At 65.2% G+C, this 23,220-nt stretch carries 20 protein-coding genes and 1 tRNA gene; 6 read left to right on the top strand and 15 right to left on the bottom strand.

Annotated features, from left to right (window positions below; translation table 11 throughout):
• Positions 1-25: 25 nt before the first annotated feature.
• Positions 26-1,417 carry a class II 3-deoxy-7-phosphoheptulonate synthase gene (locus ACTX90_RS06260; protein ID WP_047118686.1) on the bottom strand — a complete coding sequence of 464 codons (1,392 nt, stop codon included), beginning with the start codon at positions 1,415-1,417 and terminating at the stop codon, positions 26-28.
• A gap of 104 nt (positions 1,418-1,521) precedes the next feature.
• Complete coding sequence (locus tag ACTX90_RS06255) at positions 1,522-2,196, bottom strand: lysophospholipid acyltransferase family protein (RefSeq protein WP_047118685.1); 675 nt, start codon at positions 2,194-2,196, stop codon at positions 1,522-1,524.
• A gap of 145 nt (positions 2,197-2,341) precedes the next feature.
• Here ACTX90_RS06255 and ACTX90_RS06250 point away from each other — a divergent pair, with 145 nt between their 5' ends.
• The 3 genes from ACTX90_RS06250 (at position 2,342) to ACTX90_RS06240 (ending at position 5,467) form a co-directional block, all read left to right on the top strand.
• Positions 2,342-3,115 (top strand): alpha/beta hydrolase, encoded by a 774-nt coding sequence (locus tag ACTX90_RS06250; RefSeq protein ID WP_053797763.1) that lies wholly within the window; start codon positions 2,342-2,344, stop codon positions 3,113-3,115.
• On the top strand, positions 3,112-3,546 hold the full coding sequence (locus ACTX90_RS06245) for a hypothetical protein (protein WP_443443506.1): 435 nt from the start codon (positions 3,112-3,114) through the stop codon (positions 3,544-3,546). Before ACTX90_RS06250 ends, ACTX90_RS06245 begins: the two co-directional genes overlap by 4 nt.
• A 109-nt stretch (positions 3,547-3,655) precedes the next feature.
• Positions 3,656-5,467, top strand: coding sequence for an AMP-dependent synthetase/ligase (locus tag ACTX90_RS06240; protein WP_424572138.1), 1,812 nt, complete (start codon positions 3,656-3,658; stop codon positions 5,465-5,467).
• Here ACTX90_RS06240 and ACTX90_RS06235 read toward each other — a convergent pair.
• Positions 5,440-5,982 (bottom strand): hypothetical protein, encoded by a 543-nt coding sequence (locus ACTX90_RS06235; protein WP_424572137.1) that lies wholly within the window; start codon positions 5,980-5,982, stop codon positions 5,440-5,442. The two genes, ACTX90_RS06240 and ACTX90_RS06235, sit on opposite strands and share 28 nt — an antisense overlap.
• A gap of 135 nt (positions 5,983-6,117) precedes the next feature.
• Positions 6,118-9,570, bottom strand: a complete 3,453-nt coding sequence (locus ACTX90_RS06230; protein ID WP_047118680.1) for a pyruvate carboxylase — start codon at positions 9,568-9,570, stop codon at positions 6,118-6,120.
• Positions 9,571-9,922: 352 nt separating this feature from the next.
• Between ACTX90_RS06230 and ACTX90_RS06225 the strand changes: the two genes are divergently transcribed.
• A complete protein-coding gene (locus ACTX90_RS06225) occupies positions 9,923-10,738 on the top strand; it encodes a ParA family protein (RefSeq protein ID WP_047120635.1) in 816 nt (271 codons plus the stop codon).
• Positions 10,739-10,835: 97 nt separating this feature from the next.
• On the opposite strand, the gene ACTX90_RS06220 is transcribed toward ACTX90_RS06225, so the two are convergent.
• The 4 genes from ACTX90_RS06220 to ACTX90_RS06205 all read right to left on the bottom strand — a co-directional run bounded on the left by ACTX90_RS06220 (position 10,836) and on the right by ACTX90_RS06205 (position 13,480).
• Positions 10,836-11,426, bottom strand: coding sequence for a MerR family transcriptional regulator (locus ACTX90_RS06220; RefSeq protein WP_047118679.1), 591 nt, complete (start codon positions 11,424-11,426; stop codon positions 10,836-10,838).
• A gap of 247 nt (positions 11,427-11,673) precedes the next feature.
• Complete coding sequence (locus ACTX90_RS06215) at positions 11,674-12,156, bottom strand: bifunctional nuclease family protein (RefSeq protein WP_113607901.1); 483 nt, start codon at positions 12,154-12,156, stop codon at positions 11,674-11,676.
• A 41-nt stretch (positions 12,157-12,197) separates the two neighbouring features.
• Positions 12,198-12,953, bottom strand: a complete 756-nt coding sequence (gene ftsR, locus ACTX90_RS06210; RefSeq protein ID WP_244910926.1) for a transcriptional regulator FtsR — start codon at positions 12,951-12,953, stop codon at positions 12,198-12,200.
• A gap of 74 nt (positions 12,954-13,027) precedes the next feature.
• Complete coding sequence (locus tag ACTX90_RS06205; RefSeq protein ID WP_047118677.1) at positions 13,028-13,480, bottom strand: FHA domain-containing protein; 453 nt, start codon at positions 13,478-13,480, stop codon at positions 13,028-13,030.
• A 238-nt stretch (positions 13,481-13,718) separates the two neighbouring features.
• On the opposite strand from ACTX90_RS06205, the gene ACTX90_RS06200 reads away from it, so the two are divergent.
• A complete protein-coding gene (locus ACTX90_RS06200) occupies positions 13,719-14,078 on the top strand; it encodes a DUF488 domain-containing protein (RefSeq protein ID WP_047118676.1) in 360 nt (119 codons plus the stop codon).
• A 193-nt stretch (positions 14,079-14,271) separates the two neighbouring features.
• Here ACTX90_RS06200 and ACTX90_RS06195 read toward each other — a convergent pair whose 3' ends face one another.
• Together ACTX90_RS06195 and ACTX90_RS06190 are read right to left on the bottom strand one after the other, a co-directional pair.
• The gene (locus tag ACTX90_RS06195) at positions 14,272-16,161 is read right to left on the bottom strand and encodes an FAD-binding monooxygenase (RefSeq protein ID WP_443443501.1); all 1,890 of its coding nucleotides are present in this window, start codon (positions 16,159-16,161) and stop codon (positions 14,272-14,274) included.
• 150 nt (positions 16,162-16,311) lie between these two features.
• Positions 16,312-18,027 carry an ABC-F family ATP-binding cassette domain-containing protein gene (locus ACTX90_RS06190; RefSeq protein WP_443443499.1) on the bottom strand — a complete coding sequence of 572 codons (1,716 nt, stop codon included), beginning with the start codon at positions 18,025-18,027 and terminating at the stop codon, positions 16,312-16,314.
• 233 nt (positions 18,028-18,260) lie between these two features.
• Here ACTX90_RS06190 and ACTX90_RS06185 point away from each other — a divergent pair, with 233 nt between their 5' ends.
• Positions 18,261-18,716: a hypothetical protein gene (locus tag ACTX90_RS06185; protein WP_047118674.1), complete on the top strand. Its 456-nt coding sequence runs from the start codon at positions 18,261-18,263 to the stop codon at positions 18,714-18,716.
• 26 nt (positions 18,717-18,742) lie between these two features.
• Here the strand turns inward: ACTX90_RS06185 and ACTX90_RS06180 are convergent, their stop codons facing one another.
• The 5 genes from ACTX90_RS06180 to ACTX90_RS06160 all read right to left on the bottom strand — a co-directional run bounded on the left by ACTX90_RS06180 (position 18,743) and on the right by ACTX90_RS06160 (position 23,217).
• On the bottom strand, positions 18,743-19,573 hold the full coding sequence (locus ACTX90_RS06180; RefSeq protein ID WP_443443496.1) for a PhzF family phenazine biosynthesis protein: 831 nt from the start codon (positions 19,571-19,573) through the stop codon (positions 18,743-18,745).
• A gap of 73 nt (positions 19,574-19,646) precedes the next feature.
• A tRNA-Pro gene (locus ACTX90_RS06175) sits at positions 19,647-19,723 on the bottom strand.
• 102 nt (positions 19,724-19,825) lie between these two features.
• Positions 19,826-21,358 (bottom strand): ribosome biogenesis GTPase Der, encoded by a 1,533-nt coding sequence (der, locus tag ACTX90_RS06170; RefSeq protein ID WP_443443494.1) that lies wholly within the window; start codon positions 21,356-21,358, stop codon positions 19,826-19,828.
• Positions 21,359-21,424: 66 nt separating this feature from the next.
• Positions 21,425-22,120, bottom strand: coding sequence for a (d)CMP kinase (cmk, locus tag ACTX90_RS06165; RefSeq protein WP_231735975.1), 696 nt, complete (start codon positions 22,118-22,120; stop codon positions 21,425-21,427).
• Positions 22,117-23,217: a prephenate dehydrogenase gene (locus ACTX90_RS06160; protein WP_047118670.1), complete on the bottom strand. Its 1,101-nt coding sequence runs from the start codon at positions 23,215-23,217 to the stop codon at positions 22,117-22,119. The genes cmk and ACTX90_RS06160 overlap by 4 nt, the downstream gene beginning before the upstream one ends.
• Positions 23,218-23,220 lie beyond the last annotated feature (3 nt).

The following is a 23,220-nucleotide window of genomic DNA, read 5'->3' as shown; positions in this document are numbered from 1 at the left end:
ACCTTTTCAGTTCTCCGGTGCGCGCCTAGCGGCGAGCGCGGCTCTGCAGTGCCGAGGAGACCAGGAAGGCCATTTCCAGGGACTGGCGGTGGTTCAGGCGAGGATCGCAGACCGACTCGTAGAGCTCGTCGAAGTCCTCTTCGCGGATCGGATCGGCGCCGCCGAGGCACTCGGCCACATCGTCGCCGGTCATCTCCACGTGCAGGCCGCCCGGGTTGGTGCCCAGCGAGTCGTGCACCTCGAAGAAACCGCGGACCTCGTCCATGACGTCGTCGAAGTTGCGGGTCTTGTAGCCGTTCTTGCTGGTGACGGTGTTTCCGTGCATCGGGTCGGTGACCCACAGGACCTGCGCACCGGTGGCGGTGACCTTCTCCACCAGGTTCGGCAGCTTCTCGCGGATGTTCTTGGCGCCCATGCGGGTGATGAACGTCAGGCGGCCGGGCTCGCGGTTCGGATCCAGCTTCTCGATCAGGGCCAGGGTGTCCTCGACCGAGGTGTTCGGGCCGAGCTTCACGCCGATCGGGTTGCGCACGCGGGACAGGAAGTCCACGTGGGCGTGGTCCAGCTGGCGGGTGCGCTCACCGATCCACAGGAAGTGCCCGCTGGTGTCGTACGGCAGGCCGGTGCGCGAATCGGTACGGGTCAGCGCACGCTCGTAGTCCAGCAGCAGCGCCTCGTGGGAGGCGAAGAACTCGGTACGGGTCAGGCCCTCGAAGCCGGCGCCGCAGGCGTCCATGAAGCGGATGGCGGAGTCGATTTCGCCAGCCAGCTGCTCGTAGGCCGAGTGCGCCGGATTGGCCATGAAGCCGCGGTTCCAGGAATGCACGCTGCGCAGGTCGGCGAAGCCGCCCTGGGTGAACGCGCGGATCAGGTTCAGCGTGGCCGAGGAGGTGTTGTAGGCCTGGACCAGGCGCTTCGGGTCGTGGGCACGGGACTCCGGGGTGAAGTCGTAGCCGTTGACGATGTCACCACGGAACGCCGGCAGGGTGACGCCGTCGCGGGTCTCGTCGTTCGAGGAACGCGGCTTGGCGAACTGTCCGGCCATGCGGCCCATCTTGATCACCGGCATCGAGGCGCCGTAGGTCAGCACGACGGCCATCTGCAAAATGGTGCGCACGCGGGCGGAAATCTTGTCCGCGGTAGCGTCGGCGAAGGTCTCGGCGCAGTCGCCGCCCTGAAGCAGGAAGGCCTTGCCCTGGGCCGCCTGAGCCAGGCGTTCACGCAGAACGTCGACCTCGCCGGCAAAAACCAGTGGCGGACGCGAACCCAGTTCAGCAATGGAAGCACTATAGTCCGGGTGCTCACTCCAGGTGGGCTGTTGGGCAATAGGCAGATCACGCCACAGATCAAGTTGCGGGTCGGTGGCGGGGCCGGCTACGGATGAGCCGGGCAATGGGGTTCGGTTTTCTTCGCTCACCTTGACAAGTCTACGTGCCTTGCGCGCAAAGCACCGCGTGCAATGTAACAACCGGACGTAACACAGGGCACGCTCCCCGCTGGTTCCCCTGCCCCGGGCGCCGGCTACTTCTTTTTGGCCTTGGTCGGCGCGTAGACGTCGACGTAGCTCTGCCCGGACAGCACGTTGATGGCCTTGCGGATGTCGTCTGCCACCTGGCGCAGCACCGCCGGGTCACCTGACTGCTCGGCGAGGTGGGAGAAGTCCAGCGGCTTGCCGATCTTGATGCCGATGCGGCCCGGGTGCGGCAGGCGCTGGCCGATGGGCTGCACCTTGTCTGTGTTGATCATGGCGATCGGGATCACCGGCACGCGGGATTCCAGGGCCAGCTTGGCGACGCCGAGCTTCGCCCGGTAGAGCCGGCCGTCGGGTGAACGGGTGCCTTCGGGGTAGATGCCCAGCAGCTTGCCCTCGGCCAGGGCGGTATTGGCGCTGGCCAGGGAGGCGGCCGAGCCACGGCCGCCCGAACGGTCCATCGGCAGCTGGTTGATGTTGCGGAAGAACCAGGCGACAAGCCGTCCCTTGGGGCCCTTGCCGTTGAAGTAGTCGTCCTTGGCCAGGAACACGACCGGCCGCTCGATCATCGCCGGCAGGAACACCGAATCACTGACCGAGAGGTGGTTGGAGGCAAGGATCGCGCCGCCCGCGACGGGAATATTATTGATGCCCTGGATGTCAATCTTGAAGAAGATTCGCAGCAGCGGCTTGACCGCGAAGCGTTTCAGAAAGTCGTACAGCACGATGGGGCGGTTCCTTCTTCTCGTCATCAGGCGTCGTGGGCGGACACGCCCGTCGAGGTGTTGACTGGCGTGGGTCCGTACCCTTCAATTGTGCACTACGCTCGAATAAGAATGCAGTACAACGCAGCACCTCAAGGGGGACGTGATGAGCCACGACGTACATCAGGGCGCGGCTGGCCAGCCGGCAAGGAAGCCTGCCGTACTGCTGATCCACGGGTTCACCGGATCCAGGACCGCCATGCTGCCGTGGGCGCAGGCGCTCGAGTCCGCCGGATTCGACACCCTGTGCCCGGTCCTGCCCGGCCATGAGACCTCCTGGCAGGACATGATCGGCCGGAATTTCTCCGAATGGATCCTGGCCACCGAGCAGTCGTTCGACGAACTTGCAGCAACGCACGAGCAGGTGTTCGTCGCGGGGCTGTCGATGGGCGGCGCGCTGGCGTTGCACCTGGCTACCCGGCGCAACGTCGCCGGGGTTTCGCTGGTGAATCCGGGGCTGGTCGTGGACAGTCCGCTGGCCCCCTATACCAAGTACCTGCGGCGTATGGTGCGTTCGGTCGCCCCGATCAGCAACGACATCGCCAAACGCGGGGCCGACGAAAAGGCCTACGGGCGCACCCCGGTGGCCGCGGTGCACCAGCTGTACCAGCTGTTCGCGCAGACCCGCAGCAGGCTTGGCCTGGTCACCGCGCCGGTCCAGCTGTTCCGTTCGACGGTGGACAACGTGGTCTCCGACGCCTCGGTGCACGCGCTGACCGAAGGGCTGAACCCCGGCACCCTGGCCGAACACCACCAGCTGCTGCATTCGAAGCATGTCGCGACCCTTGACTACGACGCCGCGCAGATTTTCGAGGAATCCGCCCGGTTCTTCCACCACCTAGCCGGGCAGGCCACGCACTCCCCGAAGGGCAGGCCATGAACCCTGCAGAAAATAAGCCGTCCGGCGCCGATGATCCGCGCTGGGACGAACTCGTTGAGAATTTCCGCACCCTGGACCAGGGCACCACGCGCGAACCGAGCGCCGCAGAGCGCCAGGCCGAGCTGCGCCAACTGTTCTCCACCGGCCCCGGCGCGGTCACCGGCCCCCGCGACTACGAGGTCGAGGACACCGAGGAGGAGTTCATCCCCGACGAGCCGGCGGCGCTGGGCTCCGGCAACCCGATGGTCAACCTCGCCTGGACGATGGCCGCCGGCGGGCCCATCGGCTTGCTGCTGTGCGTGATCTTTTTCCGCTCGGCCCCGGCCTTCGTCTACATCGGCCTGGTCGCGCTGTCGATCATCGGCGTGATCTACCTACTCAGAAGGCTACCTACCGAACGCGATCCGGGAGATGATGGAGCAAGGGTCTGATCGACTTTGAACCCGAGGAACGCTAGGTTACTGTAGAGTAATAACAATGTGATGCGGATTACCCCGCATTGCCCACCGGGTCACACCGAGTTCAGGAGATGAGACACAGATGCGCGAATACAGCACTCCGCTACGCATCCACTCGCCGGCAGAGTCGAACATCACCGACCTGCTGCTGCGCCACGCGAATTCAGCTGCTAATCCGGCGCTCTTCTCCAAACCGGCTCCCGGCGGCACCTGGCAGGACGTCACCGCCTCGCAATTCGCCGCGGAGGCCGCAGCCATCGCCAAGGGCTTCATCGCCAACGGCATCAAGGCCGGCGACCGCATCGCCCTGATGGCGCGTACCCGCTACGAATGGACGCTCGTCGACTTCGCGATCTGGTACGCGGGCTGCGTCACCGTCCCGATCTACGAGACCTCCTCCCCTAGCCAGGTCGCCTGGATCGCCGCGGATTCCGAAACCGTGGCAGTGGTCGTGGAAAGCCCCGCCCACGAAGCGGTGGTCCGCGAAGCCGCCCACCAGGAGCAGCTCGAATGCCTGGACCACGTCTGGCAGTTCGACGAGGGCCTGGCCCAGTTGACCGAGGACGGCAAGGACGTCAGCGACGAAGAGCTGGAGCAGCGACGTTCCTCGGCGAACCTGCAGGACATCGCGACCATCATCTACACCTCGGGCACCACCGGACGGCCCAAGGGCTGCGAACTGACCCACTCCAATTTCGTCGAGCTCGCGGAGAACGCGGTGGCTGAACTGCCGGCGGCCGTGTATCCCGGCGCTTCCACCATCATGTTCCTGCCGCTGGCCCACGTCTTCGCGCGCTTCATTTCGGTGGTCAACGTGGCCGCAGGCTGCCGCACCGGCCACACCCCTGACGTCAAGCACCTGCTCGAAGACCTTCAGTCCTTCAAGCCGAACTTCATCCTGGCCGTGCCGCGCGTGTTCGAGAAGGTCTACAACTCGGCCATGCTCAAGGCCGAGGATGGCGGCAAGTCCAAGATCTTCCACGCGGGCGTGGATGTCGCGGTGAAGTACTCGCGGGCCGAACAGTCCGGCAAGATTCCGCTGGGCCTCAACTTGAAGCACAAGCTCTTCGACGCACTGCTCTACAAGAAGCTGCGCGGGGCCATGGGCGGCAACATCCGCCACGCGGTTTCCGGCGGCGGGCCGCTGGGAGAGCGCCTGGGCCACTTCTTCAATGGCATCGGCGTCACGGTGCTCGAAGGCTACGGCCTGACCGAGACCACCGCCCCGGTCACCGTGAACACCCTGGACCGCATCAAGATCGGCACCGTGGGCAAGCCGTTGCCGGGCAACGCGGTGCGCATCGCCGAGGACGGGGAGATCCTGGCCAAGGGCGTGTGCGTCATGCGCGGCTACCGCAACCGCCCCGACCTGGAAGCCGAGACCTTCACCGACGGCTGGCTGCATACCGGAGACATTGGCGAGCTCGATTCGGACGGGTTCTTGAAGATCACCGGCCGCAAGAAGGAAATCATCGTCACCGCCAGCGGCAAGAACGTCATCCCCGCAATGCTCGAGGACCAGATCCGCGCCGATGCGCTGGTTTCCCAGTGCGTCGTCGTCGGCGAGGGGCGCCCGTTCATCTCGGCCCTGGTCACGCTGGATCCCGAGGCGGTGCCGGGCTGGCTGGAACGCCACCACCTGGACAAGAACCTGTCCATGGACGAGCTGTCCACGCACCCCGAGGTGCTGCAGGCCATCCAGAAGATCATCGACAAGGCGAACACCTCGGTCAGCCGGGCTGAGTCCATCCGCGCGTTCCGCGTCGTCTCCGAGGACTTCACCGAGTCCTCCGGACACCTGACCCCGTCGATGAAGATCAAGCGCGCCGTGGTCCTCAGCGACTACGATGCGCTGATCGAGGACATCTACTCGGCACCCAAGCCCGTGGCATAGTCCAGCACGGCTCCGGCAAGTTCCCACGATGCGCGGGAGGAAGCGGCCCAGGGAAACCTGAGGCCGCTTTTCCGTGCCTCGGCGGCGAAATTCCGCTCAAGCACCACACGGGCGAAGGCCGGCGCCGGGCGGTTCTTGGGCTGGTGGCCCAGCTGGGCGAAGACGAGGTTCTCGGCCAGCGCGCGGCGCCCGTTGGCCAGCAGCCATTCAACCAGATCCATGAGCCGGTCCTCGGTCTCGGCGCTCGCGTCCCCCAGCACCACCAGCACGTCGATTCCGGTGAACTTGCCGTCCATGACTGCGGCAACCCGCTGCGGTCCTGCGGCGGCGACTCGGGAGGGCAGCTGCAGTTCGGCAAATTGCTCGGCCAGCTGCTCGGCGAGCTCCGCCAGCGGCAGGGCCGGGTCCAGGGTGAACAGCAGCACGCCCAGTTCGGCGCGCAGGGCGGCGACCTCCTTGGCCTGCTGCTGCCGCGCGGCAGGGACGCCGTCGGAAGTGTTCCTGCCAGCTTTCATATTCCCTCCTGGGTAGTTCGTGGCCGGCGCCGGGTGGGGTGCCGCCTCCATGATCGTGCCATAAACAAGTCGTGGCCCACGACTTTCGTCGTGGGCCCACGGCTTGTTCGCGGCAGGTTCGCGTTGCCTAAGATGCTACTTCGGTTCGATGACCACCAGCAGATCCCCGCCTTGGACCTGGCTGGTGCCGTTCAGGGTGATCTGGGTGACGACGCCGGAAGCGTTGGCGGTGATGCCTGCTTCCATCTTCATCGCCTCGATGGTCGCCACCGACTGGCCGGCTTCGATCAGGTCGCCGACCTGGACGTTGACGGTCACGGCGCCGGCGAACGGCGCGGCCACGTGGCCGGCGTTGTTCGGGTCGGCCTTCGGTGCGGACTTGACGGTGGATTCCACCGACTCGTCGCGGACCTTGATCTGGCGGGACTGGCCGTTGAGCGTGACCACAACGGTGCGCATGCCCTTTTCGTCGGCTTCCGAGACGGAGACCAGCTTGACCAGCAGGCGCACGCCGGTGCCCAGCGAGATGACGTGCTCGTGGCCGCGGACCAGGCCGAAGAGGTAGTCGCGGGTGTGCAGCACCGACAGGTCGCCGTAGTTCTCCACCGAGGCCGCGAAGTCGCGGGTCGGGCCGGCGAACAGCAGGCGGTTCAGGGTTCCGCGGATGGTGTCCGAGTCGCTGGTCAGCGCCGCGGCATCCTCTGGGCTCAGGTCCTCGATGTGGGACTTCACGTTGCGGCCCTGCAGCGCCTTGGTGCGGAACGGCTCAGGCCAGCCGCCTGGAGGGTTGCCCAGCTCGCCCGAGAGGAACTGGATGACCGAATCCGGGATGTCGTAGTTCTGCGGGTTGGCCTCGAAGTCCGCGGCCGGAACGCCGGAGCCGACCAGCTGCAGCGCCAGGTCGCCGACCACCTTGGAGGACGGGGTCACCTTGACCACGTTGCCCAGCATTTCGTTGACTGCGGCGTACATCGATTCAATGGCCTCGAAGCGCTCGCCCAGGCCCAGTGCGATGGCCTGCTGGCGCAGGTTCGAGAGCTGGCCGCCGGGGATTTCGTGCTGGTACACGCGGCCGGTCGGCGCCGGCAGGCCCGACTCGAACGGCTTGTACATGGCGCGCACGGCTTCCCAGTACGGTTCCAGCGAGGCGACGGCGTCCAGGGACAGGCCCGGGTCGCGTTCGGTGTTCTCCAGCGCGGCAATCAGCGCGGAGGCCGAAGGCTGGGAGGTGGTGCCGGCCATGGCGGCGCTGGCCACGTCCACTGCGTCCACGCCGGCGTTGATGGCTGCCATCAAGGTGGCCATCTGACCGCCGGAGGTGTCGTGGGTGTGCAGGTGCACCGGCAGGTCGAAGCGCTCGCGCAGCGCGGTGACCAGCTTGGCCGCCGCGGCCGGGCGCAGCAGGCCTGCCATGTCCTTGATCGCGATGATGTGGGCGCCGGCGTCGACGATCTGCTGCGCCAGGTCCAGGTAGTAGTCCAGGGTGTAGAGCTTCTCGTTGGCATCCAGCAGGTTGCCGGTGTAGCACAGGGCCACCTCCGCGACCGCGGTGCCGGTCTCGCGCACTGCCTTGATGGCCGGGGCCATCTGGGACACGTCGTTCAGCGCGTCGAAGATGCGGAAGATGTCGATGCCCGCGGCGGCGGCCTCCTTCACGAAGGCGTCGGTCACCTCGGTCGGGTACGGGGTGTAGCCCACGGTGTTGCGGCCGCGCAGCAGCATCTGCAGCGGGATGTTCGGCAGCTCGGCGCGCAGCAGCTCAAGGCGCTTCCACGGATCCTCGCCCAGGAAGCGCAGCGACACGTCGTAGGTCGCACCGCCCCAGACCTCCATGGAGAACAGCTGCGGCACGGTGTGCGCGTAGGCGGGCGCGGCGGCCAGCAGGTCCCGGGTACGCACGCGGGTGGCCAGCAGCGACTGGTGCGCGTCGCGGAACGTGGTGTCGGTGATGCCCACGGCGGTGGACTCGCGAAGCGCCTTGGCGAACCCTTCCGGACCCAGCTCCAGCAGCTTCTGGCGCCAGCCGTCGGCCGGGTGCGCGGTCTTCGACGGGCCGTCGAACGGCGAGCGCTCCGGCTCGTCGGACTTGTCGCCCGGGAAGGTCGGCAGCTTCTTGCGCGGGTCGATGCCTTCGATGCGCGCCCCGTTGGGCTGGTTCACGGTCACGTGCGCCAGGTAGTTCAGCGCCTTGGTGCCGCGGTCCTGGGACTCGTTGCCGGTCAGCAGGTCCGGGCGCGAGTCGATGAAGTCGGTGGCGACGTCGCCGGCGATGAACTGCGGGTCGTTGAGCACGTTCTGGATGAACGGGATGTTGGTGGCCACGCCGCGGACGCGGAATTCGGCCAGTGCGCGGCGGGCGCGGGCCACGGCGGTGGCGTAGTCGCGGCCGCGGCAGGTCAGCTTCACCAGCATCGAGTCGAAGTGCGGGGAGACCTCGGCGCCGGTGTAGATGGTGCCGCCGTCCAGGCGCACGCCCGAACCGCCGGCGGAGCGGTACACGGTGATGGTTCCGACGTCCGGGCGGAAGCCGTTGGCCGGATCCTCCGTGGTGATGCGGGACTGCAGGGCCCAGCCGCGGACCTGGATGGAGTCCTGGGAGATGCCCAGATCGGCCAGCGATTCACCCGAGGCGATGCGCATCTGCGCCTGCACCAGGTCGATGTCGGTGACTTCCTCGGTCACGGTGTGCTCCACCTGGATGCGAGGGTTCATCTCGATGAACACGTGCTGCCCGGCTCGCTCGCCCACGGTGTCGACCAGGAACTCGACGGTGCCGGCGTTCTGGTAGCCCAGGGCCTCGGCGAACTTCACGGCGTCGCGGAACAGCGCCTGGCGGATGCTCTCATCCAGGTTCGGCGCCGGCGCGATCTCCACGACCTTCTGGTGGCGGCGCTGCAGCGAGCAGTCGCGCTCGTGCAGGTGCACGATGTTGCCCTGCTCGTCGGCCAGGATCTGCACCTCGATGTGGCGCGGGCGCAGCACTGCCTGCTCCAGGAAGACGGTCGAGTCGCCGAAGGCGGTGCCGGCTTCGCGCATGGCGGCGCCCAGCGCCTCGGGCAGGTCTTCGCGCTTGTCGACGCGGCGCATGCCGCGTCCGCCGCCGCCTGCAACGGCCTTGACGAAGATCGGGAACCCGATCTTGTCAGCTTCGGCAATGAGCAGCTCAGCATCGTCGCTGGGCTCGGAGGAGGCAAGCACCGGAATGCCGGCAGCCTTGGCGGCCTTCAGTGCTGCAACCTTGTTGCCTGCAAGTTCAAGAATTTCGGCCTTCGGGCCAACGAACTTAATGCCGTTCTCGGCAGCGGCGCGGGCCAGGTCGGGGTTTTCCGACATGAAGCCGTAGCCTGGGTAGATTGCATCTGCGCCGGCTTCCTTGGCGACGCGGATGATCTCGTCAATATTCAGGTAGGCGCGGACCGGATGGCCCTCTTCGCCGATCTGGTAGGCCTCGTCGGCCTTCTGGCGGTGAACGGAGTTGCGGTCTTCGTGCGGGTAGACTGCAACGGTTTTTGCGCCTAGTTCGTAGCCTGCACGGAAAGCGCGGATTGCGATTTCCCCGCGGTTGGCGACCAAGATTTTTTCAAACATAGTGTCCCTACATCGAATCAGCACACATGGGTCCGGGCCGCGTTTCGGAAGGCAACTCCCGGAACTTCGATGGCCCGAGACCGGTGTGTCGGGTCTCTCAAAAATGCTCGTTCGAGCACGTTCTTCAATCACCCTACACGGACGAGGCCTAGATCACCCAAACATTTCTCCCTGTGGTCTGACCATAGGAAACATTGACCGGTGCTGAAGTTTTAATCACTAAGTTATGTCAAACCTCGAAATCGACCGTTGCAAAGTCGGGGAATCCACGCCGGGCACACTATGATGAGGAGAGACTAAAATATTCGGCGGGACGTTCAAGAATCGAACAGCGAAAGGCGTGGTCTGGTCCGTGCACGTAGTGAGCATCAGCAGCCTCAAGGGTGGTGTAGGAAAGACCTCCGTAACACTCGGTTTGGCTTCGGCAGCACTGGCCGCAGGGATTCCGACCCTCGTAATCGATCTCGACCCGCATGCAGACGCAAGCACCGGTCTTGGTGTGCGCGCCAACGGCAAGCAGCCTATCGGGCAGATGCTGAAGAACGCCCGGCGCGTGCGGCTGCAGGACAACGTGGTTGCGTCCGCCTGGCAGTCGAAGGCCGCTGAAAAGAAGTCCCGTACCCGCATTCCAGTTCTGGACGTTGCGGTGGGTGACGCGTTCACTGGGATCTACGACCGACCGGACCTGCGAACCAGGGATCTTCGACGCCTCACCCAGCTGCTCAGCCGCACTAGCGGCTACCAGCTGGTCCTCATTGACTGCCCGCCATCGCTGAACGGCTTGACCCGCATGGCATGGAGCGCCTCGGATCAGCTGGTCCTCGTAGCCGAACCGAGCCTGTTCTCCGTTGCCGGAACCGAACGCACCCAGCGTGCCCTGGAACTGTTCCGCCGCGAGTTCGCCCCGTCGCTGGGCCCCGTGAGCGTTGTCGCCAACCGTGTGCGCAAGGACTCCGCCGAGCACACCTTCCGCCTGTCTGAAATGCGCCAGATGTTCGGCGATTCCATGGTCAAGCCTGAAATCCCCGAACACCCGGAATGGCAGCAGATCCAGGGTGCAGCGTACTCGGTGCATCAATGGCCTTCCAAGACCACCGCACCGATGCTCACGCAGTTCGACGCCCTGCTCAAGGACGTCATGGAGAAGGCTGCCCTGCCGAACTCCTAATGGGCTCGAAGCCAGACGTCAAACAAAAAGGCATGGTCCGGACTTCCCGAGGGAAGTCCGGACCATGCCTTTAATGTCTATTAGCCTGGCGCACCTGCTAGCCGACCTGGCGAGCCGCCTTGGCTGCGCGGCGTGCTGCCAGCTCATCTTCCGGCGCTTGCTGCTCGGAGTTCTCCGAGGGAAGCTGCGCCAGCGAACCTTCAACCTCGCGCCAAACTCGGCCTACCGCAATACCGAAGACGCCCTGCCCCTTCTGGACGAGGTCGATGACCTCGTCGGCGCTGGTGCACTCGTAGACCGAGGCACCATCGCTCATCAGGGTGATCTGTGCAAGATCTTCAACACCGCGTTCACGCAAGTGAAGGACCGCAGTGCGGATCTGCTGCAGTGATACCCCGGTGTCCAGCAGGCGCTTGACGACCTTTAGGACTAGGATGTCGCGGAACGAATACAGCCGATGGCTGCCCGATCCCTTGGCGCCCCTCACGGCTGGCTCGACGAGCCCGGTGCGGGCCCAGTAGTCGAGCTGCCGGTAGGTGATTCCTGCGGCCTTGCAGACGATTGGCCCGCGGTAGCCCGCGTGCTCGTCCAGTTGCGGCAGGTCATCCGTGAAGAGCAGGCCTTGGGCATTGGATCGCTGAACGCCGCCGCGAGCCCCGTGATGTGGGCCTGTCTGGCTTGTCTCCATCCAATTGCTCCTTGCGTGTAAGCACGTACCGTTTGCGAGTGTCAAAATATTCGCCGTCCGGCAGGGTGCGAGTGATGAACGACCACGAAACCGGGTGAGCGAAAAATATCCCTATGCAATGACGGTACGGCCATATTCAACCCGGGTCAAAGACCTTCAAGTTTAACTTTAAGGCGTGTCGGAATTTACCGGCGACCTCCCGCAGCACAGCAGTCCGGATGCCAAGCGGCAAAGTCGGTCTGGCGGGCTAGGAGGAGAAGTCTTCCGGGTCGATGTTGTCGAGGAATTCACGGAACTCGCGCATCTGCTCTTCCGGGGCTTCTTCGTCTTCTGCGGCCCCTTCGATGATGACTCCGGCTTCCTGCATGACCTCTTCGGTGCACTTGATGGGGCACTGCACGCGCACTGCCAGGGCTACCGCGTCGGAAGATCGGGAGTCCACGCGCTTGCCGTTGGAGAGCACGAGTTCGGCGGCGAAGACGGCGTTCTGGACCGAAATGATTTCAACCCGGTCCAGGGTGATGCCCAGCGCTTCGAAGACGTTGATCATCAAATCGTGGGTCATGGGGCGCGGAGGGGTCAGCCCCTGCTCCGACATCGCGATGGCCGATGCTTCGGGTGCACCGATCCACAACGGCAGATAAAGTTCTTTTTCGTGTTGCTTAAGCAGCAGCAGCGGTTGATTCGCCGGCAGTTGAATGCGGATTCCCGCAAACTCCAGATCCAGCATGATAGCCCCCTGAGGGTTGAAAACTCGTTGCTGACTTCAGCTTAGCGATCGATCTGGGAAATAGCACGCTGCACCAGAGCTTCATGCAGCTCCAGGCACTGGCGTGAAATTTCCTGGGCTTCTTCGGCAGCCCGCGCCCTGGCGGATACTTCGGGCTTGCGTAGCTCGTTGCCCACGATCGATTCGATCAGCGAGAATTCGCGTTCAGCAGCGGTGCGGAACTGGCGCAGGTGGCGCGGCTCGATGCCGTGGTTGGAAAGCTGGACTGCAGACTTGGTGATGCGGATGCCGTTGGAATCGAACAGTCCGCCCTGCGTCTCGATCAGCCCGAACTTCATCAGGTCGTGGATGAGTGTCTCGCTGGCACCGGTGATTCCTTGCAATTCCGCCATGGATACCGAGCGGGAATGGTTTTCCACGGCTTCGGCCATGTCCTTGCCGACGGCGACCGGCGCCACCGGAGCGCCGCCTGGCAGTGCTGCCGGGGCTTCGCCGCGGTCCAGGGCGTCCAGATGGTCCTTGATGACCTTCAATGGCAGGTACTGGTCGCGCTGTACGGACAGGATGAAGCGCAGCCTGCTGACATCGCTAGCGCTGTACTTGCGGTAGCCCGCCGAGGTGCGCTGCGGGATGATCAGGCCCTTGTCTTCGAGGAAGCGGATCTTCGAGGCGGTGACCCGCGGAAATTCATCCTTGAGCTCGGCCAGCACCTCGCCGATGTTGAGCGCAGCCTGCCGCACGCCCTCGTGACGGATCGCCTCGAGTCGTGGGCTACTGGCTGCATTGAACATCGGCAAAGAACTAACACCTCGGTGATTACGTGGTTGCCGGCGCGATCGATGCAGGCAACAAGACCTCTAACTGAACCAGTTTAAAGGTTAGGCACGCTTTGGTAGAAATTGAGTCGGAACTTCCCGATCTGAACCTGGACACCGTTGGTCAGGGTAATGGAGTCGATGCGGTCGCCGTTGATGTAGGTGCCGTTCAGCGAACCGATATCGGTCAGCGTGAAGCCCTTCTCGGTGCGGGTGAACTTGGCGTGGCGGCGCGAGACCGTGACGTCGTCAAGGAAGATGTCAGCGTTCGGGTGGCGGCCGGCGATGCTTTCGTCGGTGTCCAGCAGGAAGCGGGCGCCCTTGTTCGGTCCGGTGTGGGCTACCAGCAGTGCGGAGCCGGACGGGAGCGCGGCGACGGCGCGCTTTTCATCCTCGCTCAGCGTGTAGATGACGGCAGGCTCGGAGGAGCTCTGGAACGAGGGAAGCGAAATATTGGTCGTCTCGGACGCAGACTCGTTGTGCGGGGTTACCGGCCCATTTTCCGACATTTGTGGTCCTCCAGAAGTTCTGCGTTAAGTTCGTGCAAGACGACCTTGAATCAACATTAGTTCGATACGCTCTACCAAACTATTTCCAGATTAGCCTACTCAAGAGGTCGGCGATAACAGAAAAGCCGATATTTCCAGCTCCCCCCATGCTCATTCGTGGGATCATGCAAGTATTGGAGATGGTTCGGGGTCCAAAACATCCGCGGGCCCCGTGGTGCGTAGTGAAAGGGTGAGCGTCATGACCAGGATTCTCCTGAAGCGTGCCTATGCGGATCCTTCGGATTCAGATGGCTACCGGATTCTGGTGGATCGCCTCTGGCCTCGTGGTTTGACCAAGCAGCAACTGGAAATCGAGAAATGGGCCAAGGCGGTGACTCCGAGCTCGGAGCTGCGCAAGGCCTGGCACCACGACCCTGAGCGGTTCTCCGAGTTCGCCGAACACTACCGGCAGGAGCTGAACCAGAATCCTGCGGTGGACGAATTCCTGGAGCTGCTAGCGCAGCACCCGACGGTGACGTTTGTTTACGGAGCGAAAAACGAAGAGGTCAATCACGCGGTGGTGCTGCGGGACTATCTTCTTCCGCAGCTCCAGTCGTAGCAGCGGGTACAAAGCACACGCCGTCGACGCAGGCCATGTCCGATTCGACGACGTTCTGCAGGTTGAACGAAAATTCCTGGCTCATGTTTCCCCTTGATGGATTGCCTTCGTCAAGAATCAACTCCCGGCCGGGAGTAAAAATTCCCAAGCGGGCCCTCGGGAGCCCTGAGGCACCCGCTGGCCCGCTTCTGACCTAGCGCTGTTCGCGCAGCACAGGGGTGAAGAAGTCGCGCAGCTGGCCGGTTGCCTGCAGCGGCAGGATGTTGGCCACGTACATGTCGGGTCGCACGATCACGATGGCTCCCTCGTCGGCGATGCCGCGCTGGGCGAAGATGCTGTTGCCTTCCAGCGCCGTGTACACCTTCTGGTAGTCCATCAGGCCGAACTGGCCGCAGTGCGGGCGGAAGACCGCTGGCGCGTCATTGAGGTTGATGGTGGTGTAGTCCTGGCGGTAGATGACCTTGACGTCGAAAATCGAATCTATGTCGGCGCCGGCCGGAGTGAAGCGTCGCAAGGGCGAATCCTCCGAGTCCAGCAGCCAGTCCGACAGTTTCGCCACGGCCGATACGGCACCGGCCGCCGCCTGGTCGGCGAAGACGTAGATGCGGTAGCGGCCGTCGGCGCGGTGGTGGTGGCCCAGGTGCACCGGGTTGTTGTCACCAAGCCGCATGACCTCGGCCGACTTGAAGCGCTTGCCCACCGGGAATCCCGTGGCCAGGTGCTGGAACTCGTTCACGGCAGTCAGCTCCGACGGCTGGTATTCGGTCATGAAGCCGGCCGGGAATTCAGCGGTGCGGACGTAGAATTCGGCGACGCCTTCCTCGCCTTCGAGCTCCTGGGGCTTTGCGGCCATCAGCGAGGACCACTTCTTGTCGAAATCGATCAGGTCCTTGGCGATGACCTTGCGCTCGGCGGAATACGTGGACAGCAAGCTTTGCGGGGACCGTCCGCTGAGCACGTAGCCCAGTTTCCAGGCCAGGTTGAAGCCGTCCTGCATGGACACGTTCATGCCTTGGCCCGCCTTGGCCGAGTGCGTGTGGCAGGCGTCGCCGGTAATGAAGACCCGGGGATCCCGCATTCCGATCTCCTCCAGCGGCACATCGTCGAAGTGGTCGGTGAGCCGGTGGCCGACCTCGTAAACGCTGTGCCAGGCAACGTTCTTCACGTCCAGCGTGTAGGGCTGCAGAATCGCCCGCGCGCGCTGGATGATCTCATCCAGCGAGGTCTGCCGCACCTTTCCGTTGTCGTCTTCCGCTACCTCGCCCAGGTCGACGTAGAGGCGGAACAGCTGGCCGCCCTCGCGCGGGATCAGCAGGATCGACCCGTTGCTCGAATGAATGGCCGACTTGGTGCGCACGTCCGGGAAATCGGTCAGGGCCAAGGTGTCCATGACGCCCCACGCGTGATTCGCCTTGTCGCCCGACAAGGTCGCGCCGATGGAACGGCGCACCCCGCTGCGGGCGCCGTCCGCACCGACCACGTACTTGGCGCGGACCTCGCGGCTTTGCCCGAGGTTGTTCTCTCCGGTTCCGGTGACGGTGACCTTGACCGGGTACTCCCCCTCGTCTTCAATCACCAGGGTCTCGAAGTCCCAGCCGTAGTCCGGTTCGATGCGCGCGGATGAGTTCCGGGCGAAGTCGGCGAAGTAGTCGATGACGCGAGCCTGGTTCACCACCAGGTGGGGGAATTCGCTGACACCGCTCGCGTCGTCCGGGGTGCGGTCGGTGCGGATGATGTGCTTTGGGTTCTGCGGGTCCGGGTTCCAGAAGGTGGTTTCGGTGATGCGGTAGGCTTCGGCGGTGATGCTCTCAGCGAAGCCGAAGGCCTGGAACGTCTCTACTGTGCGCGACTGGATGCCGTCGGCCTGGCCGATCTGCAGGCGGTGCGGACGGCGGTCGATGATGCGGGTGTGCACGTCCGGGAACTGGGAGAGCTGGGCTGCGGTGATGATGCCGGCCGGGCCTGCACCCACAATGAGCACGTCCATGGTGTCGGGAAGATCGACGGGCCGGTCAATTCCGGTCCCCGCCGCAGGCTTGATGCGCGGATCTTCCGAGACGTATCCATTGTGATGAAACTGCACTGTTTCTCCCCATTCAGCTGAGTCGAGCAAATCATATGTTCAATAATCGAACGCGACGTTCTCATATCGCACTATTACTGTAGCCGAGGCGTGAACCAAGGCACAACAAGACACTTCACAAAAGGCGGGCGCCATGCAGGCACCAGCGGTTCATCGGTCGAAGCGCACCCGTCCCTGCTTGACTTCAAGGAACCGGACACCGCGATGCACACCTTGCTTTTCCCTCCAGCGTCGGTCGTGGGTCACTGTGACAACGGCTCCGGGATAATCCGCCACCGCATCTTCCAACTGCTCGACCAGGTCCGGAGAAAGGTGGTTGGTCGGCTCGTCCAACAGCAGCAGGTCCGCTTCCCGGCTGACCGCGATGGCCAGTTCGAGCCGGCGGCGTTGTCCGGCTGACAGCGCCCTGGGGTGCACAAAGAGATCGCGCGGGGCGAAGAGCCCGAGCGTGAAAATCCGCGACACCGCCTCGTCCTGGTAGATCCCCAGCGCGGCGGCGAACGCCTCGATCACGGTTTCCCCGGGCAGCTTGCCGAGTTCCTGCCGCAGCCATCCGATGCGCAGCCCTTCCCGGCGGCTGACCAGGCCTCGCTCTACGGGCAGCTCTCCGGCCAGCACCTTCAGCAGCGTGGTTTTGCCGGCGCCGTTGGGTCCGCCCACAAGCCAGCGGTCCCCCGCGGCCAGCGTCATTTCGCCAAGAACGAGCCGCGGGACTCCCCGCCGCGCCGCACCGGTGGAGTGTAGCAAGGGCTGCCGCGGTTCTTCGGGGGTGTCCCCGCCGTGCGGCATCCTGAATTCGAGTTGTTCCGCCGGCCTGGGCGCGGGGTTTGACTCAAGTTCTTCGATCCGGGATTTTGCCTGCCGGATCCTGCTGGTTGATCCGTGGTCCCTGCTGCGCAGCCTGAAGGAGCCGTGCCCAAAACCAGCTTTGTCCTGCTTTCGCGGGATGGCCGCCACGCGTGCGGCGTTCTTCGCGACCAGGGTTTCGGAGCGTTCAAGCTCGTCGCGCCAGCTGTCGAAGGCGGCGATGGCGGCGGCCCGTTCGGCGGCCTTGGCCCGCAGGAATCCCCGGTAGCCGTCGCCGTAGGCTGTCAGGCCGCGGTTTTCGACCAGGATGATGCGCCGGGCGAAACGCTCCAGGAAGACTCGATCGTGGCTGACGAGCACCAGTGCGCCGCGGTGCCGCCGGAGCGTGGTTTCCAGCCAGTGCAGCGCGGTGTCATCGAGGTCGTTGGTCGGTTCGTCGAGCAGCAGCAGTTGCGCACCGGAGCTGAGCACGCAGGCCAGCGCCAACCGCGAGCGCTGGCCCCCGGACAACGTGCCAACCGGCGTCCCGCGGGGAATGCCTCCGAGCCCGAGCTGCTGCAACGAACTGTCCAGCCGCGGACCGACGGAGTATCCGTCGGCCGCCTCGTACAGGTCGGTCACCAGCTGGAGCTGGGCCAGCAGCCGTTCAGCCTCGGCGTCTTCGGCTTGCGCGAGCCGGGCCCCGATGGCGCCGATCAGTTCTTCCAGCTGCCGCAGCCGGTGATGGTAAGAGTCGATGACCTCGGCGATGCTGGCGGTGCCAGGGAATTGCGGATTCTGCGCGGCGTAGGCGATGGCGCCGGGCACGGTGGCGCGCCGCTCACCGCGGTCAGGCGCAAGCGTGCCTGACAATACACGCAGGAGCGTTGATTTTCCCGAGCCGTTGTCACCGAGCACCGCGATCCGATCGGCCGGTCCGATCGCCAAGTCGATGTTTTCCAGGACGTCGCGGTCGCCGAAGCTCACGCTCAGGTCCAGAAGTTGGCAGGTGAATTCCGCTGAGGGCACCGCGGCCTGCTCAGCCGCAGGGATATTCGAGGGGTCGTGTTGTCGGGTCATGGCCATCCGTCATCTGCTGGCGGCCCGCGAATCAGGCGGAACCGGTACGTTCAAGGGTGCCGCCGCAGGTGACCTGCGGCGGATCGGAACTGTCCATCGCGGAGCACGGCTCAACGCGGCGGCAGTCTTAATGATGCAACGTACCCATGGATTCAGCCTACTCTCAGCCGCTGGCGCGGGCAATGAGAGCGTGCGGCAACTAGAATTCAGAGTGCGGCAATCCAGGAGGTTCAATGCGCAGGCTCGCAGTTCCCAGCGTCCTGCTGCTCGTCTGCGCCCTGGTTGGTTGCGCGCCGCTGGAGTTCGAGCCGAGTTCGCCCACGGCCCCGGCGGTATCCCCCAAAGAGCAGACCGAGCTGGAGCGGAAACGCGGCGAAGCCGTTGAGGGCCAACGCTGGGCGGACCAGCTGATGGAAGCCTATTGGCTGCGCGATGATTCCTCGGTGCAGCTGTGGATGCCGGGGACCGCCGAACGCCAGATCGTCAGCTGGGGAGCCTCGAAGCCCGGCGAGCTGGAACTGAGTGTGAACGGCTCGGAACCCACCACGGATCGGGATCTGAAATATTTCGCGCTGCGGCTGCTGGAAGAGTTTGGCGATCCGTCGCTGAAGTCCGTGACGGTGTCCGTGCTGGGTACCGAGGTGAGTGTGGTGGCCAGAACCGAGGAGCTTGACACCAGCCAGGCCTGAATCCGGCAGGACTGCCGCCGCGGTGCTCAGAGCTCTATATGGCCGTCGATCAGCACGTGGGTTGTGCCTCCGGTCCACAAGGCTCCGTCCTCCTGCTGGAATCGAACCAGTCCGCGACGGCCCAGCACGGTGCCCTGGCGGTTGCAGAACGGGGCTTCGGCCAGCTGGTGCGCGACGAGCCACTCGGCCGCGGCGGCGTTCAGGCTGCCGGTGACCGGGTCTTCGCGCAAGACGCCGTCGGCGAATTTCAGCGCGCGGACCTCGAAGCCACCGGACTCCAGCGGTCCCAGCACCCCGATCTTCCACATGCCGGGATGGCGCGACGCATCCGGCGCCAGCGCCAGCACCGCGTCGGCGTCCTCCAACAGCACCGCGCGCCACCCCGGACCGTTGTCTGCCCAGAAGGCGGCGGTGATCGCCTCGGCGTCAATGCCCAGGATCTCGCTGATCTTCCGGACTTCTGCCTCCTCCAGCGCCTCGGAGCGCAGCAACGCAGGGCTCTGGAAGAACAGCAGCTCGTCCTGCACCCGCACGGGAAGCGGGCCCGTCTGGCATTCGGCGATCACCTCGGCAGCGTTTTGCGGTCTCCCGCCGGCGGCCAGCCAGGCTTTCACCGTGCCCAGGGTGGGGTGTCCGGCGAAGGGGAACTCCTGCTCGCCGGCGAAGATCCTGAAACGGAAATCCGCGCGCCCGTCGCTGGGCGGCAGCACGAAGGTGACCTCGGAGAGGTTGGACCAGCTGGAGTAGTCCTGCATCTGCGCGGTGTCCAGCCCTTCGCCGTCCAGCACGACCCCCAGCGGGTTGCCCTTGTACGGGTCTCGGCTGAACACGTCGACCTGCATGAATCTGCGGCGCATCGTTTTCCCTTGCTCGGCGGGCGGTTTTCGGGCATGAAAAACCCCGGCGAGAATCTCGCCGGGGTTGATCCGCTGGTCGGGCTAACAAGATTTGAACTTGCGACCTCCTGACCCCCAGTCAGGCGCGCTACCAAGCTGCGCCATAGCCCGATGCCTTCGCAGCCGTTATCCCCAAGTCGTGAGAACCAAGGGTGCCGTCTGCGAAAAGCTCCTAGATAAGCCTACACCAAGTCGCGTGGACTTTTCGAACCGTTACCTGTTGCGGCCGCGGCGTTCGCGGATTCGCATCGATACTTCGATCGGGCTGCCGTCGAAACCGAAGGTCTCACGCAGGCGGCGGGTGATGAAGCGGCGGTAGCCCGGATCCAGGAATCCGGTGGTGAACAGCACGAACTTCGGCGGGCGGGCCGAGGCCTGGGTGCCGAACAGGATGCGTGGCTGCTTGCCGCCGCGCACCGGGTGCGGGTGGGCCGCGACGAGCTCGCCCAGGAAGGCGTTGAGCTTGCCGGTCGGGATGCGCTTGTCCCAGGATTCCAGCGCGGTGTGCAGCGCCGGGATCATCTTGTCCTTGTGCCAGCCGGTCTTGGCCGACATGTTCACCCGCGGCGCCCAGTGGATGTGGGCCAGGTCGCGGTCGATTTCCTGCTCCAGGTAGTAGCGGCGGTCCTCATCCACCTCGTCCCACTTGTTGAAGACCACCACCAGCGCGCGGCCGGCCTCGATGGCCAGCTGGATGATGCGCACGTCCTGCTCGGACACGGTTTCGTTCGCGGCCAGCAGCACCACGGCGACCTCGGCCTTCTCCAGGGCCGACTGGGTGCGCAGCGAGGCGTAGTAGTCCGAGCCGACGGCCATGTGCTGACGGCGGCGGATGCCCGCGGTGTCCACGAAGCGCCAGACTTCCCCGCCCAGTTCGACCAGTTCGTCCACCGGGTCGCGGGTGGTGCCCGCGTAGTCGTCGACCACCACGCGCTGCGAGCCTGCGAGCTTGTTCAGCAGCGAGCTCTTGCCCACGTTCGGGCGGCCGATCAGCGCGATGCGGCGCGGGCCGCCGGAGGGGATGACTCCCCCGTAGGCCGAGTGGGTGGGCAGCTTCTCCATGACCGCGTCCAGCAGGTCTGCGGTGCCGCGGCCGTGCAGCGCGGAAACCGGCCACGGCTGGCCGAAGCCCAGGCCCCAGAGCACTGCGGCCTCGGCTTCCTGGTTGAAGTCGTCGACCTTGTTGGCCACGAGGAAGACCGGCTTGCCTTTGCGGCGCAGCATCTTCACCACTGCCTCGTCGGTGGCGGTGGCCCCCACATGGGAGTCGACCACAAACATGATGGCGTCGGCCACGTCGGCGGCGATCTCGGCCTGCTCGGCCACGGAGGCGTGGATGCCCTTGGCATCGTGCTCCCAGCCACCGGTGTCCACAATGGTGAACGGGCGTCCCATCCACTCGGCGGAGTAGGACACGCGGTCGCGGGTCACGCCCGGGGTGTCTTCGACGACCGCTTCGCGGCGGCCGATAATGCGATTGACCAGGGTGGACTTGCCCACGTTAGGGCGCCCGATGACGGCGAGCACCGGCGGGATGACAACGTCCTTCTCATCCTCTTCGTACTCGTCCAGGCCCGCGAGCAGCGCGGCGTCCTCGTCGTCCAGGTCGTAGTCGTCCAGGCCCGAAAGCAGGGCCTGGGTGCGAATCGCGGCGTCTTCTTCGCTCAGTTCGGCAAGGCGCTCGGCGATATCGTCGTCTCCAACGGGGATGTATTCCTCGTCGTGGGTGGAGTTGTTCTCGCTCATGATTTTCCCTTCACAGCGATCGGTAATCTTCATCGGCTCTCGCCGAGGATGGGCACCAGCTCGTGGCTAGTTGGTGGTGGCGGTCTCGACGGCGTCGAGCACGGCGGCAATGGTCTGTTCGAAATCCAGGTCCGAGGAATCCACGGTCATCACGCCGTCCGCGGCCTGGGTGAAGTTCACCACGGTCGAGTCCTTGGCGTCGCGCGCCAGCACCTGGGTGGCCAGCTGCGCGTCGTTCTGGGTGCCGCCCAGCTGCAGTCCGCGGCGGCGCAGGCGCGCCTCCTCGGACGCGGTGAGCAGGATGCGGGCGTGGGCGTGGGGGGCGACCACGGTGGTGATGTCGCGGCCTTCGGCCACGATGCGGGTGTTCGCAGCGATGATCTCCTGCTGGCGGCGCACCAGTTCGGCGCGGGCCTCCAAGTTGGTGGCAACCGTGGAGACCTGCTCGGAGATGCGCGGTTCGCGGATGGCGGCGGTCACGTCGGTGTCCCCGATGACCACCAGTTCGGCGTCCGGGTCCACCGAGATGCTCAGCTTGGCGTCGCGCACTGCCTGGGCCACGGCGGCGGCGTCAGCCAGGTCGGTGCCGTCGGCGAGCACCGAGTAGGTGATCGCCCGGTACATCGCTCCGGTGTCAAGGTAGGCAGCGCCCAGCTTGCGGGCCACTGCCTTGGACACCGAGGACTTGCCCGAACCGCTGGGTCCGTCGATGGCGACGACGAGCTTGGCGTCCGCGAGGTCCTGGTTGTTCTCGATGCTCACTGGGCAACCTTCCATCCGTTGAAAATCAATGCGTTTATCAGTTCGTCTCGGCGCCCCGGCAGCACCGAGACGTCCACCAGTCCGACCTGATGGCCCGCGGAGTGCTCCATGCGCAGGTCCTCGATGTTGATCCCGGCCTCGCCGATCTGCGCCAGCAGCGCGGCGATCTGCCCGGGCTTGTCATCCACGACCACGGTGACCAGGGCGAAGGCCTGCGGCGGGGCGCCGTGCTTGCCCGGGATGCGGGCGCGGCCGGCGTTGCCCTCGGTCATCAGCTGCGAGAGGTCAAGCAGCGCGCCGGGTTCCTCCGGGTGCTGCAGGGTGTTGATCAGCCGGTCCAGGTCTTCCTTCATGCCGGTCAGGATCGGGATCAGCGCCTTGGAGTTGTGCGCGAAGATCTGGATCCACAGCTTCTCGTCGCTGGCGGCGATGCGCGTGGTGTCGCGCAGCCCATTGCCGGCCAGGGCCAGCTGGTGGCCCTCGGCGTTCAGCAGCCGGGAGGCGATCATCGAACTGGCGGCCTGCGGGAAGTGGCTGATCAGCGCCACCGATTCGTCGTGCTCGGTCACCGACATGCGGTGCATGGTCGCGCCCAGGTCGATGGCCAGCGATTCGGCGGCAATGACGCGGTCCGGCTGCGCGTTCTGGTGTGCGCAGATGACCCACGGCATGGCGGTGAACAGCTCGCCGCGGGCGGCGGCCGGGCCCGACTTCTCGCGTCCGGCCATCGGGTGGGTGCCCACGTAGCGCGAGGTTTCCGCCTCGCCCAGCCGCTCGTCGGCAAGCACCGCGTCCAGGATCGAGCCCTTGACGCTGGCGATGTCCACCACGGTGGCGTTCGGGTAGGCCAGCAGGGCGTCGCCGACCAGACGGGCGGTGACGTCCGGCGGGGCGCCGATGACCACGAGCTCCGGGGCGATCTTCTCCCCGTGCAGCACCACGCCGGCGCCGATGTCCTGGGCCACGCCCTGGGCGGTCGGCGAAATGTCCTGCAGGTAGACGCTCACGCCCTTGGCGCGCAGCCCCAGTCCCACGGAGGTGCCCAGCAGTCCGGTGCCGATGACCAGCACCGGCCCGGCGAGGTGTGAGGTGGCCATGGG

The organism is Glutamicibacter soli (genome assembly GCF_052322135.1).
In the GTDB taxonomy this organism is placed as follows: domain Bacteria; phylum Actinomycetota; class Actinomycetes; order Actinomycetales; family Micrococcaceae; genus Glutamicibacter; species Glutamicibacter soli.
Note: the sequence above shows the minus strand (reverse complement) of the source record. Positions and strands in the feature narration are given on the sequence as shown.

What these genes read in the sequence shown, in the direction of transcription:
- ACTX90_RS06250 (WP_053797763.1), top strand. Translation starts at nt 2,342, where the DNA reads ATGAGCCACGACGTACATCAGGGCGCGGCTGGCCAGCCGGCAAGGAAG.
- ACTX90_RS06245 (WP_443443506.1), top strand. Translation starts at nt 3,112, where the DNA reads ATGAACCCTGCAGAAAATAAGCCGTCCGGCGCCGATGATCCGCGCTGG.
- ACTX90_RS06240 (WP_424572138.1), top strand. Translation starts at nt 3,656, where the DNA reads ATGCGCGAATACAGCACTCCGCTACGCATCCACTCGCCGGCAGAGTCG.
- ACTX90_RS06235 (WP_424572137.1), bottom strand. Translation starts at nt 5,982, where the DNA reads ATGAAAGCTGGCAGGAACACTTCCGACGGCGTCCCTGCCGCGCGGCAG.
- ACTX90_RS06230 (WP_047118680.1), bottom strand. Translation starts at nt 9,570, where the DNA reads ATGTTTGAAAAAATCTTGGTCGCCAACCGCGGGGAAATCGCAATCCGC.
- ACTX90_RS06220 (WP_047118679.1), bottom strand. Translation starts at nt 11,426, where the DNA reads ATGGAGACAAGCCAGACAGGCCCACATCACGGGGCTCGCGGCGGCGTT.
- ACTX90_RS06215 (WP_113607901.1), bottom strand. Translation starts at nt 12,156, where the DNA reads ATGCTGGATCTGGAGTTTGCGGGAATCCGCATTCAACTGCCGGCGAAT.
- ACTX90_RS06205 (WP_047118677.1), bottom strand. Translation starts at nt 13,480, where the DNA reads ATGTCGGAAAATGGGCCGGTAACCCCGCACAACGAGTCTGCGTCCGAG.
- ACTX90_RS06200 (WP_047118676.1), top strand. Translation starts at nt 13,719, where the DNA reads ATGACCAGGATTCTCCTGAAGCGTGCCTATGCGGATCCTTCGGATTCA.
- ACTX90_RS06190 (WP_443443499.1), bottom strand. Translation starts at nt 18,027, where the DNA reads ATGACCCGACAACACGACCCCTCGAATATCCCTGCGGCTGAGCAGGCC.
- ACTX90_RS06185 (WP_047118674.1), top strand. Translation starts at nt 18,261, where the DNA reads ATGCGCAGGCTCGCAGTTCCCAGCGTCCTGCTGCTCGTCTGCGCCCTG.
- ACTX90_RS06180 (WP_443443496.1), bottom strand. Translation starts at nt 19,573, where the DNA reads ATGCGCCGCAGATTCATGCAGGTCGACGTGTTCAGCCGAGACCCGTAC.
- der (WP_443443494.1), bottom strand. Translation starts at nt 21,358, where the DNA reads ATGAGCGAGAACAACTCCACCCACGACGAGGAATACATCCCCGTTGGA.
- ACTX90_RS06160 (WP_047118670.1), bottom strand. Translation starts at nt 23,217, where the DNA reads ATGGCCACCTCACACCTCGCCGGGCCGGTGCTGGTCATCGGCACCGGA.